General features: G+C 54.2%; 9 protein-coding genes. 4 read left to right on the top strand and 5 right to left on the bottom strand.

Features of this window, described 5'->3' with window-relative positions; all coding sequences use genetic code 11:
* Nucleotides 1-103: 103 nt before the first annotated feature.
* Nucleotides 104-1,312 (bottom strand): MFS transporter, encoded by a 1,209-nt coding sequence (locus ACLHIJ_RS06945; protein ID WP_411298795.1) that lies wholly within the window; start codon nucleotides 1,310-1,312, stop codon nucleotides 104-106.
* Between the two features lie 71 nt (nucleotides 1,313-1,383).
* Between ACLHIJ_RS06945 and ACLHIJ_RS06940 the strand changes: the two genes are divergently transcribed.
* Nucleotides 1,384-1,599: a hypothetical protein gene (locus tag ACLHIJ_RS06940; protein ID WP_411298794.1), complete on the top strand. Its 216-nt coding sequence runs from the start codon at nucleotides 1,384-1,386 to the stop codon at nucleotides 1,597-1,599.
* Between the two features lie 961 nt (nucleotides 1,600-2,560).
* Here ACLHIJ_RS06940 and ACLHIJ_RS06935 read toward each other — a convergent pair.
* A complete protein-coding gene (locus ACLHIJ_RS06935) occupies nucleotides 2,561-3,904 on the bottom strand; it encodes a hypothetical protein (RefSeq protein ID WP_411298793.1) in 1,344 nt (447 codons plus the stop codon).
* A gap of 248 nt (nucleotides 3,905-4,152) precedes the next feature.
* Between ACLHIJ_RS06935 and ACLHIJ_RS06930 the strand changes: the two genes are divergently transcribed.
* Entirely contained in the window at nucleotides 4,153-4,683 is a 531-nt protein-coding gene (locus tag ACLHIJ_RS06930; RefSeq protein ID WP_411298792.1) for a phosphoribosyltransferase, read from the top strand.
* Between the two features lie 422 nt (nucleotides 4,684-5,105).
* Here ACLHIJ_RS06930 and ACLHIJ_RS06925 read toward each other — a convergent pair whose 3' ends face one another.
* Together ACLHIJ_RS06925 and ACLHIJ_RS06920 are read right to left on the bottom strand one after the other, a co-directional pair.
* Complete coding sequence (locus tag ACLHIJ_RS06925; protein WP_411298791.1) at nucleotides 5,106-6,200, bottom strand: TDT family transporter; 1,095 nt, start codon at nucleotides 6,198-6,200, stop codon at nucleotides 5,106-5,108.
* Between the two features lie 2,076 nt (nucleotides 6,201-8,276).
* Nucleotides 8,277-10,928, bottom strand: a complete 2,652-nt coding sequence (locus ACLHIJ_RS06920; RefSeq protein ID WP_411298790.1) for a helix-turn-helix domain-containing protein — start codon at nucleotides 10,926-10,928, stop codon at nucleotides 8,277-8,279.
* Nucleotides 10,929-11,254: 326 nt separating this feature from the next.
* On the opposite strand from ACLHIJ_RS06920, the gene ACLHIJ_RS06915 reads away from it, so the two are divergent.
* Nucleotides 11,255-11,575, top strand: a complete 321-nt coding sequence (locus ACLHIJ_RS06915; protein WP_411296842.1) for an antibiotic biosynthesis monooxygenase family protein — start codon at nucleotides 11,255-11,257, stop codon at nucleotides 11,573-11,575.
* A gap of 470 nt (nucleotides 11,576-12,045) precedes the next feature.
* Here ACLHIJ_RS06915 and ACLHIJ_RS06910 read toward each other — a convergent pair whose 3' ends face one another.
* Nucleotides 12,046-12,195 carry a hypothetical protein gene (locus ACLHIJ_RS06910; protein ID WP_411298789.1) on the bottom strand — a complete coding sequence of 50 codons (150 nt, stop codon included), beginning with the start codon at nucleotides 12,193-12,195 and terminating at the stop codon, nucleotides 12,046-12,048.
* A gap of 197 nt (nucleotides 12,196-12,392) precedes the next feature.
* On the opposite strand from ACLHIJ_RS06910, the gene ACLHIJ_RS06905 reads away from it, so the two are divergent.
* On the top strand, nucleotides 12,393-13,007 hold the full coding sequence (locus ACLHIJ_RS06905) for a hypothetical protein (RefSeq protein ID WP_411298788.1): 615 nt from the start codon (nucleotides 12,393-12,395) through the stop codon (nucleotides 13,005-13,007).
* Nucleotides 13,008-13,135 lie beyond the last annotated feature (128 nt).

The following is a 13,135-nucleotide window of genomic DNA, read 5'->3' as shown; positions in this document are numbered from 1 at the left end:
GACGGGGAGGCACGTGAATATAGCACTACGTGCATACGGCATAGTGGCGGTGGCAGCCTGCTGGATTACCAGCGACGCGCGAGGAACCCGTATGCGCATCTTGCTATTTATCCACACGGCTTATGGTGCGCACCTCGCGGGAGATCGCCGGAAGAATGTGCAGGATAACTAATCCGATCCCGCTGGCCAATAACACGGTGTGAATATCAAACACTGTGCCAACCCATCCCACCGCAATCTGAGAGATCGGAACAGATAAAAAGACGAAAAGATCGTCATAGGCCGCCACTCGAGAGAGCTTGTCGCGCGAGACGTGCGTTTGCAAAGTCGTCTCGTAGGTAATTCCCGATACGGTGAGCCCAACCGCACTCATAATCACCATCGGGATAACCACCACAAGCGAATCCGTGACGCCCAGGGCAATGAGTGGAAAACCAACTGCTGTTCCAAGGAGCAGCCCCACGAGCAACGGATTGCGGAAAGAAATCCTGACGAGTAGTACGCTGGCAACCAACTGGGCGACAGCTCGCACCGATAAAATCACGCCCCAGATCCCAATGCCGTGGCGTTGACGCAATACGTCCGGTCCAAGCACTTGCCACGGACCAACATACAGCAAGTTAATGACGGCATAGGCGATAGATAGCGTCCACACCCATCGCATAGAACAGAATGTGGACCAGCCCTCGATAAGACTGCGCCCAATTCCGGCGGGATTTTTCGCCCGAGAAACCGTCGGCAATCCCCAAAAGCATAGGGCAGCCAGGAGGAAACTTATCGCGTCAATCGTTAGCGCCCAGCCACCGCCAATACTGGCCACCAGAGCGCCCGCGAGCGCTGGCCCAATAATGCGCGTGGCATTGCGGGCGGTTGCCAGTAGTGCATTGGCCTGGTGTACCTGTTCAGACGCGACGAGATCGGGAACAATACCGCGTAAGGCTGGCCCGTTAAAGGCTCCAATCATTCCGCTCAGCGCGGCGCAAGCAGACATTAGCCCGAGGTTGAACCGCCCAGAAAACAGAATCGCAGCCATCGCACCCTGGGTCACTGCGGATAACAGGCAGGTCACCACGAGGATGCGCCCGCGCTCCCAGCGATCCGCAATTACCCCGCCAACCAGCATGAAAACAAGAGTGGGAAATACGTTTGCTGCCAAGACGAGGCCCATGGAACGCGGAGAATCCGTGGTTTGTAGGACGCTCAATCCGATTGCCACTGAGGTCATCGAACTGCCCGCGAGATCCACAACTCGCCCAAGGAAAAATCTAGGGAAGTGCCCCCGCCATACGTTTTCTGATCCAGTTGTTCTCATACCATCCTCGTCACGTGCTGTCTGTGCTGTGCTGTTATTTCGCTGCCCATTATTTTCGGTACGACTCTCGCATGAGCCCGTTATTACTGGCTATTACCAGCTATTACTTTATAGCTAACAAAAAGTTGCCGCTGATTGCCGAATTCCTGATTTTTGCACAGAAATCACTCACCGGCAAGCGATTCACAGAAATTTTTATTCCTACCTGCAGACGCGCGCGAGATCGAGAGTTTCCTCGCGTCGGTATTTTTAATACGACAAGCTGCGCAGGGCAGGGCGTTTCCTAAATTGTGTTTACGCCTTTTCCAGATTGTATTTTGGGTGGCTTTCCACGTGATATATAAGCCGGTTCCAGATTACAAGCAGGGGCTTTCCAAGAGGTTTCACGGGCTTTGCGAATCCCATGCCAGCCCTTCTCGCTTTGAATATAGCTCCATAAACCCGAGCACAAGCCATCCACGCGAGTTAAATATGGTGGCAACCGCGCAGGCACAGTGATAGCCATGCGAAACTTTAACTTCTCGCCACGGAGAAAAATATGTAATGGCATAACATGACGGAATACAGCGGAATATATGCCCCTAAATATGGCACAGAAGTTCTCCTCAGGCTATAGACTTAATATGCCCCGCGTCACAAAATAGCCGGCAAGGAGTGCCTATGAGAAAAGAGCTTTTATCGCCGCACAGCTCCTGAGGTGCAAACCGCACTTATATCACGTATGGAGCCGGACTAACAGAGAACTATGTGTAGAAGTAACATTCCGCACCAGTCCTCATCTAATTGGGTACAAAATCTTTAATAAGGCAGGTGACAACCTATGAACTGGCTAACAAGCACCTCATATCCTAAAGGAACGAGCTGGTTTATCCGGCTAGGGGTCCCAGTCCTTTCCTGCGGGCTAACGTCCATGATCATTGCCCTGTTTCTCCATCTCCCACCTATTATTGCTAGCGGAGCAACACTTGCCATTATCGGGATAATTTTCCTGGTCATAGGGTACTTCCGCACTAAAAAGAACAGACAAGATACCATCTAGATATAGTGAAAAGTCCGGCTACCGCTTGGGTAGCCGGACTTCTTATTACGCGCTTAAACGCATACCTAGGTAGGAGGCACACCAAAATACTGGATTACGTATCCTTGCACTCGCTAGTACACGCCTCGGTAATCGTAGCGGGAGGCAATAGGGCAGCCACGCCGTTCACACACGCGAACTACGGCGCTACCCCATGCCCGTCTCCCGATTTAGAAGAAGGAGACGTGATCGTATGCCGCGTCCTCAGAGTCATACATATTGACACTTAACAACCAGGTCTTCCCCAGACGTTCAACCGTCCCAGCCATATCATCGCGGAGCTTGAACGGATCACCCATATCCTCACTCCACCTTCCAACCGTCGGCTGGAACACGTACACCACCGGCACTCCGTCAATATCAGCCGTTGCCATGTAATAGCTATTGCCCGATATCGACTGCTGCTTGTACTGCTGCTGAATCAGGTAGGTATTGAAATCGTGACCATTGACCGTCACCTTGCCTAGATCCTTGCGGTCGTAATTCGATCTCAGCTCCCACTGCCCAGCCTCATTCTTATCCCAGTTTACGAATAAGAGATCCTCTGATAGCGCTGGAACCGTCTCACCCAACACGCCAGTAATCATCTTCGGATTGAAGATCAGATCAATGATCGTTGCCGGATCCCCGTTGTAATCCCCCTTATCTGGGCCGATCACAAAGAACGATTCCTCGTGCCTAAGCTCATTACCTAAACCGAAGTTAATGGTGTGGTTCGACGGCATATTGACGCCCAGCACTTTCGATCCCCACTTATCCGCCGAAACCGTTTTGCCATCATCAATAACGTCGCGCAAATTGGATTTCAGATCCGCAAAGCTAGATTTCCCGTCATAGGGCTTCATCGTCAATACCACGTGGCGCAATGCGGCTTTCACATCGTCTTTGCCGGGAATCCCCTCTTTCTGGCTCTCATCAGTAATCGAGGCGGGATCGATCCACGTAGAGGATACCGAAACGGCCTTGCCGTCAAACATGAAGTTGTAACCGATGATCGTCCGGCTGTATTTATCTCCCAAGAAGTTCTCGATGCTCTGCGGCGTCGATTCAAAATACACCGTGTCATAATCACCGACGGTGACGTCCTCCGTATTAGCAATCTCTAACGCGGGTTCCTTATCCTCATCAACACCATCGTAGAACCACGCCAGGCTGGGATCTTTGCGCTCTTTTACTAAATCAACCGGAAGCGTCTTTAGATCTTTCTTTCCGGTGAGGGAATGCTCTACCGCAATATCAATATTGCTGTAGTAGAAAAACCAAAAGCCTTGCAGGCTCGCGCGCAACGGAGAACCGAAAGTGGTCGCCTCGGCAAATGGTTTCGGGAAATCGTAGGTAGCATTCAGATCCAGGTCAATGTGCGTAAACGCGCTCTGCAGCGAACTCGTGGTTTCGCTAGCGCCGTTTTCCGACTCTGGGCTGCTCGAAGATCCCTCTGGTGACGACGAACATGCTGCCAGCGCACACAGTGCCGCAAGGCTGGCAGCAATCCTCCCTCGTAGGCAAAATCTCATTGTAAACTCCTCTAAAATGCGTGATGAGTAGTTAATGCCGATTGTACCGGCTGTTTCGCGAAGAATAGATTATTTTCCACTAGCTCCTCTCCTCCCCCCCTAATATCCATTTCCGCTGATTATGTGGACGCACAGGCCAAATTCTGCCGCCTTTATCACAACAGTTCCGAACAGCTCACGGTAGACTGACATCCATAGGCACATCACCGCGCCATTCGCCCGCTCATACCGCGAAAGACGATACAACCATGGAACATCCTGCTCTCGGCGATACCTCAACACCATCTCGCGAAACCTTAGATTGGCCGACGTTTGGGCAGGCCATGCGCGAACTTGCTCAAACAGTTATCACCTCCGGATGGATTCCTGATTTTGTTGTCGCTATCGCTCGCGGCGGGCTACTCCCCGCTGGCGCCATCGCCTACGCAATGGGGATCAAAGCCATCGGGACGATGAACGTCGAATTCTATACGGATATTGCGCAAACACTGCCTGAACCCGTATTACTTCCCCCGCTTATGGACGTCAGCTCCCTCGCTGGCCAAGGGGTTCTCGTCGTTGATGATGTGGCCGATTCCGGGAAAACCCTTCAACTCGTCATGGATCTCATCAGCACGCGCGGATTATCGCTAGACGGGCAGCAATGCATACCCGTTGATGCGCGCTGTGCCGTGATCTACGAAAAATCGCGCTCCATTATTAAACCGGACTACACCTGGCGGCACACCGATCTGTGGATTAATTTTCCGTGGTCTACCTTGCCGCCCATTGAGCGTTAGAACCTATGTGCCAATATCTGGCTGTAACTCCCATACGGATAGCGCGTTCAATATGGCGTACTTCCAATGCAGATGCTATATACCGACGGAGAACATAACAGCCATTTGCGTGCATGAACGACGCCCCATCATACAAAAGCCGCGTTTCATTTTCCGCTAGGCAAACCTTGGGAAAACCTTACGCGAGATGCATATCTGCTGTCTGCCGTAGATATGCGCACCAACTTCCCTCGCGCGCCGCCCGCAACTACCTCCCAGGCACCTAACAATCGGGTATCACTGACCTGAGAGCAGCATTGAACTCCTGATTAGCCGTTATCAAGCCACGCGGAATCGCGCTGAGCTGTATGCACAGCAATATCGGCGATACGCGGCTCTTGTATTGTGTCTTATCGCAAGCCGCTTACCCACGCTAAACCGGCCTAGAACGCCATACCCCGACGCTTAATCATGACCAGCGAACAGCACAGGCAGAAGCAGACCGTGCCAAACAAAACGAGGTTCGCGATGACGCCCAGCGCAGTAAAGAACCCGACGCCAGTTCCCGCACCGAGGTTATGTGCGCCAAGGGATAACGTGCCGATAGGGAAGGTTAGTGCCCACCAGCCAGGAGAAAATGGCATCCGACGCAGGAAACCTCGCACCGTGGTTATCGTCGCCCATAGTACCAAAGGCACACCCACACAGAACATTCCCAAACCGTACAGATTCGCCATTTGCTGCACCGCATGAGCCGTGGGATCATCGACCATCGTAATCGCCTGAGAAGCCATTGCCTGCGCGGCAGCCGTTGACTGACCCACCATACCCAAAGGAATCCAGGAGCTACATGAAGCAGCCAGCGCTACTGGAGAGATTCGCCAATGATGATGATAAGCCACCGCAAAAATCACCGTGCCCACACACAGCGACAAGAAGAAACATGCCACCGTTCCAACGAGGAGCCACACTCGCGCCTCGGCATTGCCGATATGTGGAACGAGAGCCGCCCCCGTCGTGGAAGAAACCATTGGACCGACAACCGCTAATCCCCATACCGTCGTCGGCGCACCTAAATCACTGCCGACGAGCCGCATAGCAAATAGCAGGGCGGCCACAACGCCAATCGTCGTGCCGATAATCCACAGCACTACGTTGACGCTCCAAGCCAGGTGGGTCAAGGACGTAAACCATGCCGGCACTACCGTGGCGGTGGCAGAGCCGACCGCTAAAAAGCCCATTGAGACGGTTCCCCACATCGCGCACTGGTTCGAATCGCGGAACGTTGACCACAAGGCCTTGCGGGAGCGAGCAATCCGAATGAGGAAGCCCGCTGTCAGTGACGTCAACACCAGCCACCCCACGATGAGGGCGATCCGAGCAACAATCTGAGCGCCAGGCACATACTCATGGTGAATCTGCAGGAGCGTACCTAAGATTCCCGTACCCATTGCCGCCGGATACCACGTCGGGCTAGGAGGCGGAAGCGGGGATGCCTTCTGCGGTTTCGTTGCTTGTGTTGCATAGGATTTTGCCATTGTGTTTCGTCCTTGCCAGTATCACGGAAAAGGGGCTTCGTGCGAGTTTACGGCGGAGTTACCCCGAGCATTAGCCACTATCTGCCGGATTCGGCAAAATCAGTTACGCCGAGGCATAGTATTGAGCCGATGTCACGCTATGCGCCCCGAAGAATTATACTCGCCGGTCTTTTGCCATCAGAAGCGCAGATATGTCTATCTGCTGACACTTATCCCCGCCACGTGCCCAATTTTCTGGTAGGAATAGGGGCTGCGACTAGGGAGGGGGTATAAGCTATCAGACCCAGCCACAATCAAAATGCTACCCACAAGAGTAGGCGCATTATCAGGCAAACGGCTATCGTGCACAGTTTCGAGAAAACGCTTTCTAACCGAACTCCCCGATACCCAGATAGTAGGCGGGAATCTTCATAGCAATCACAAAACCCGCAATCATCGGGCATAAAACAATAGCCAGACCCCTAAATCAAAACAGCAACCAGACCAACCACAAACAGCTATCCAAAAATAGCTTACCGGCTCACGCCTCATCAGCTATATCAGGGGGTAAATACGCCGAGGCCCCAAGCGGAACAACTGGCCTCCATCGCAAAAACTATCCAACCACGCGATCAGCACCAATGACCTGCGAATATCTGAGACTTCCCCACACAATTGCGTGGTTGCTGTAGAGCCTATACCCAGATACACCCATAGCCCTGGCACACCAGTCGAGCCCCGCTCGGGGTCCGTCGGCTGCCCGTGAGCTGTGCGCCAAATATAATTGCGTTGAATTTGGCGCACAGCGCGGGATGTGCTCTCCTCATCATCACCGATAAGCAGAGCGAATCCCGTCATGTCGTATTCACGACCACACGGAATGATGGCATTCCGACCGATCCAGTAGGAGCTGTTGATCCAACCGGAATCCCATCTTGAGGGATGTCCCAGATCGTGCTGGTGAGCGTGCGCGATCCAGACATATTAGTGGTGAGTACAGACGCCCTAGCGCTCCTCTCAACGCTAGAGTCGCCACAACTGACGCGATCCAACCAGCTACGCGATGTGCTGCATGATGTGATTAGACGTTGCAGAGTATTAGGAGTGGATAGGCACGTGAGAGACTGCTTAAATGCCGTCATAACATCCCTCCCGTGCTCATCCTCATGCTGACATCGCCGTGTGGTGAAACATCATCGAGTCGTTCTTCGCAGAATTCTTCGTAGAAGTTGCATCTCCGGTGTCGGGTGGTGAACGTGAGAATTCGGCGTTCCCCAGGTCCACTGCCTGCGACACCTTGAGCGTATCAAGAGAGCATTTGACGTGGTAGCAGCCATTTTTTGGCTTTCATACCGCCCGTCCCCATGAGGGCTTTCTCGGGGGGGGGGAGATCGAAGATAGAAAATAATTCGGCAGTTATCCCATATAAATCAAGAGATCACCCGCGATCACCCTCACCGTTTTCTACCCATATATGCGTGTGCAAACACAGCAATATAGCGCCTTTTGCCAGGTAGACCCAGTAAAAGGTGGCATTATTTGCCAGAACCTACCCACAGCGCCCCATCTTTACCCGACGGTTCACACGTAAAAATCACCCGAACTTCACCCGCCGATTCACCCAAAAGCACCCCATAAGTCACGTTATTGCGTGCCTGAAACCGATCGGCACTCAGCCCGGTATCACCGCGCAGTTACAGCTCCGGGCCTTGACGAGTATGCATACTGACGGTCAAAACGAGCTACCAGCAGCAGCAAGCGCCAGTACTAGCACAGTAGTGCACCGCCATTAGCTGGCATCAACACCAACATAGCTACATAATTAGCGCGCCTGCTAATTCCACATTCACACCCGCAAAACCGTTGCCATACCTCACGCGAAACCAACGAACATTGCCCGCGCATGAGCACATACCCTTTTACCGATCCAACACCAGCAATCCAGACGCTCGTCAGCGTATCCCACTGATCCCAGATATATCAGCGCCCACTAACGGATAGGCAGGAAATAACACCTCTACCCGCAACCAGCGCCAGCGAGAGAAAGCAAACCGAGCCACTCTGCCACCGGCTAACACTGAGCCAACCTGCACCGGCTCACACCGCGTCAATCAGGTGCATCAAGCGCCCCATCGCCACAGCCGAACGCCGATCGTGAACCCCGAGCTTACGGTAAATCCCCTTAACCGTTGAGCGAATCGTCTCCACGGAAACATATTGCCCAGCCGCAATATCCGCAAGCGTATCGGAAGAATCCAATAACGCCAGAACCTCCCGCTGCCGCGCAGTCAACTCCACCTTCTTCGAAATACCATCCGTTTTCACGCCCGATAGCCCGACGAGATCTTCCCGCACTGAGGGTTGGATGGCGGACGAGACGCGCTCCTTTGCCACATCAGAGAACATACACACGCTACTGAGCGAGGTATCCCAATTCACTGCCCCCATTAACGCCTGAAGTTTTTGTTTATCATCAGCGGCCGGGTTCGTCCCGATCATGACGCCCAACGCCACAAAACTCCAGCGGCGCGGCAGATTATCGAGAGAGATCAACGTCTGTGCAAGATCGTGGGCCACCTCAGCTTGCCCTTTTGCTTCAGCGATAACTGCCTGCAAAACCAATTCCACCTCGGCAGGCATCTCGTAGCGTTCCACAATGGATTCGGCAACCGCGATGCGCCCAATCCGGCACGCCACAATGGCACGCATATAGTCAATCGGCCACCAAATCCAGGATGGAGCAGTTGACCACGTGACGTAAGTGCGGCACATCGTCAGATACTCCCAGGCAGTGTTCATGCCAAAAACCAAAGCCAGACGGGTCGCTTCAGCACACATCGCCTGCGCAGAAAACGTCGTCTCCACAGCCTCAGGATGAACAGCCGGATCATGAGAAACAGTCCCGTTCGCACAGGCGATCTCATGCTGGGCAATCTCAATCAAACGCCGCGTCTGCTGACCCGGATTCATATACGCAGTAAATTTACGCCAGCCACTTTGCGAATAACTTTGCGCGACGTCAATTGCCCCCGCTTCAACAGCAACAAAAGCAGCTAAGGAATGAATGAGCAGACCAGCCTCCGCCTGCAACTCTCCACCGAGCACATCGAGATCATGGACTCGCAGCGCCGTGCGCGCATATTTTTGCGCAATCGCCATATTCCCAACAGATACTGCTGATACTGCGGAATACACCAACAACATGATGTACAAGATGATGTCGTCAGGATGGCGCGGGCGCATCTTGGTCACAATCGCGTCATAATCCAACCATTCGTAACGCTTTTCTAGATGCACACTCACCGCAGCCAGCCCTCGGTTCGCTTTCGCGGAAAAAACCGCTTTCAACTGCTGTTTAGCTTCTGCTGCTAAGGATGGCACCGGCGGGTTGGCGATACTGAGTAAGCGCACAAGCGGAGGAACATCTGTATAGTATTGCCCGTTTTGCTGTTCCGCTTCAGTTGACTGTTCGATAATGCTTCGCGCCTGGTTAATGCACTGCAACTGCGAGGGGACGTGCTCTGGCCACAACACACTCAGCCAGCGCCGCTCCCCATCTGATAAGGCAATAAGGACGTATGCGCTAGTGCGAATCACACGTTCCAGCTCAGACCAGGCATGCAGGGTGGTCAGCACGCGAACGCTCTCCAGCGCACTCAACTGCGGATGGTTGAGAGCCGCCAAAACCTTTCGTTCCCAATGGGAGCACTCGTGGGGATTTTCGTGCATGAATTGCCGTTGCAATTCCTTACAGAGGAAGTACGGGACGGCAAAGGTATTCGAGCTGACTTCCGTAAATACGCTACCGCGATAGACCTGTTGGATCTGCTCGGTGTTTACCTCACGCTGGTAGATCTGGCTGGCGATCAGGGTTGAAGATTGGGTAGAAACTCGCCCCAGCCACAGGTACAAAAACCGCAGCTCATCAGCGAGGAACAGTGGCAATACCCGTTCAGCCCACCCTTGTGCGATGACGGCAACCGTCGGCGCAGGTTCATCACAGCTAATCTGTCGGCATACTCGCATGGAGGTTGCCGCCGGAACAACAAGATTTGTTGACGACACCATCTCACCGCGCCGCTCGCCAGCGAGGTCATCCTGGAGCAGAGCCGCAACGAATGCCATTACACCGCCCGTGGAACGCAAAATGGCGTAGCGCACCCCATCGTCGGCGTGTGCTAAGGCCGATATTTCACCGAGTTCGCTGGGGAGCATCGTCATATCTCGATGCCCGATCGTCATCGCCCATGACAGGCGAATATCTGTTTCCGGTAATCCGCTATCGGAGGGCACGACGAGGATGACTTGCAGTTGCGGCTGTAAGGATTGGGTATTGAGGACGCGGTAGGCATCTTCGAGAGACATTGCCGGATGAGAGCTATCGGAAGCCGAGGCTTTCTCAGTTTTTTGGCTAGGGTCGGCGGGGTTTTCTGATTTCTGGCAGAGCGTATCGCATACCAGGATCAGTGGGCCATCATGCATGGCTGCGACGAGCATATCTGGGTGTGATTGCGATAGCCGATAGATACGCGGATCGTCTTGGTATAGATTGCGCATCACCGCCCGGGCGAGTGCTAATGGTTGATACTCTGGCGGGGCACAAAATACCGCAATGGGCTGCTGGGCGACGATGGGTGCAGTACGCCGTGCAACGATCTCACTGACGGTGGCCACGATATGTGCGTCAATCACGTCGGAGTATTCGGAGAATTCACCGTTGATTGGGCGCTGGTCACTTGCTGCTGTCATAGCTTCATTGTAAGAAAAAATGATAATACCTGCCCCTTAATACGACTTGGGGTTTCGAACTTGTGTTTCACACCGGAACGCTGTGCATCTGCTGTGCTGGCACGGTGTACCGATAGTGCTGCTGCGATGAGGCGTCGTGTGCTCTGTTCGTGTTGTGCGCTGTCACGCGCTCTTGCCGGTTCTTAGCTGCGCTTTTCTTCTGTGCCGCCGTTTTGCGGGCAAGCGCAGGTGGGGAATATCCCGACGATAACGAGGTGAGGGCAACCCTGGGGTAGAAGCTGTGGTTTTTCTGCCCGAGGCGCTCACGCGCAGATTAGACTCGCCCTATGAGCATTATTGTGACCAATGAAATTACTGTTCCTGCTGAGCGTGCCGAGCGCGTCGCCGAAAAGTTTGCTGAGAATTCTCGTCGGCTTTCTGATTTCGATGGCTTTGAAGGTTTTGAGTTGTGCCGTCCGACGGAACCTGCCGATGATCGGTGGCTCGTCATCACCCGTTGGCGTGACGAAGATGCGTTCCAGCAGTGGCTGGATTCCTCGCATTTCTCGCAGTCTCATCCAAAGCCTGGGGAGCCAACCGCGAAAGGCGTCGATGCGCGCGCGGTAATTCGCCGCTATGCCGTGGCGGTTACCGATACCGGAAACTGATAGCTACGGTTTTGCAATACATTGCAGCGATACTGCGAAATAGTGGTATTCCAACGCTGGCCTGTGGCAAAGGCTGAACGGTTGGGCTGTTGCGATGTAGCGCGGCATGTAGTGGCGTAGTGGTCGGGCGAGGTCGTGGCGTAGTGGTCTAAGGGGCATTGGCGCTGCGGCTCGTATTGCGGGTTTTCGCTTTGGCTACCCCGTTGGCGGATGTGCGCTGTTATAACGCATATTCATAAACGCTGTTACACAAAATATAGCTGGGTACGCGCTGTTGAGTGCGCGTCGTTGGGGCGCACTGCCAGGCGGGTGCTACTGGGCAAGAGGCGTCAGGGGGCGTCAGGGCGCGCTGGGTAGCTACGTGCCTGCTGTCGGTGTGCATGTGAGCCTTGCCGGCGCTCTCTATTCTCTATCGCATCTGGCCAGGTGTAGGCGGCAGTAGGTAATAATCGTTGCTTGAGGGTATTGCGTCAGCGTTCGGCAATAATGTGTTCAGCAGTAATGTGCTTAGCAATAATGTGCTCGGCGGCGATCGTTCGTCGGCGGCATGGTCGTCGGCGCGTGGTCGTCGGTGATTGATGCGTCGGCGATGTGTTGCCGGCGCATGTTCCTCGCGACACCGTTCACACCTCACCCGCGCCGTCCATAAACACCACGATCTTCTCAGCTCACCGCTTCACGCCTCACACGCGCTCCTGCTCGCGCGCTCTACTCATCTCACCGGCTTCACCCTAACTGTAACCATGAGATTTTCTGATATATCTGGCACGCTAGAGGAAGATAAAGCCGCAGGGCTCGGGCTCAAGAAAGGATACTCATGCGTCGCTCCATGTGGTTAGCCGGTTATGCCTGTGCGCAAGCTGGTCAAATAGCCCTGCTCTATATGCCTTTTCCCGCTCGGAAAGCACACGAGTCAGGAATGACGGCGGCCGCGCCTAGTAGTGCTGGCAATCCTGCCATATCTCACCCGCCCACCAAGAGCGCCAATCCTGCCGCTACTGACTCACCCGCACTCACACCATCTACCCCTACCCCATCGGGATCCTCAGATATACCAGCAAGCGGCCCATCGTCATCTGCAAAGGCAGATCACTCCGCCGCGCAAGCTACACCTGCCGGTACAGCTCTCCCCGATAGCCTGGCGGCAAGCCTGCGCGCAACCCTGCTACGAATTGCGCGCTGCGCTCCACCACATACCGATAAATTCGTTCACGGCACTATCTTTGCCGCAACGACGTTCACCGCCGCCTGTGCCTTTTCCTCCCGCAGGCAAGCCACTCGCGCAGTGCTCGGCAACGTCCTCCATGCTCTGCTCGCCGAGCACCTGCAAGCACGGATTCCTGGGCGCGGCTACGACCGTGCCGATACCTACGTTAATCTCATTGGGGTTAGCCTCGGAGCAGGCGGGGCGGCACTTATCTGCCGTCAATAAAATGGTGCGATCACCTCACGCAAGAGCGAAACCATTGACCGCCTCGAAACTAGCGCCCTATCTGCGGGTATCTGCTTTCGCTGCCGCCAGCTCAGTGCCACTACAAAGCGCGCCTACCAGGGCTAACG

This window comes from Trueperella sp. LYQ141, assembly GCF_046599555.1.
Classification (GTDB): domain Bacteria; phylum Actinomycetota; class Actinomycetes; order Actinomycetales; family Actinomycetaceae; genus Trueperella.
The sequence above is the reverse complement of the archived record's forward strand: the minus strand, read 5'-3'. Positions and strand labels throughout refer to the sequence as shown.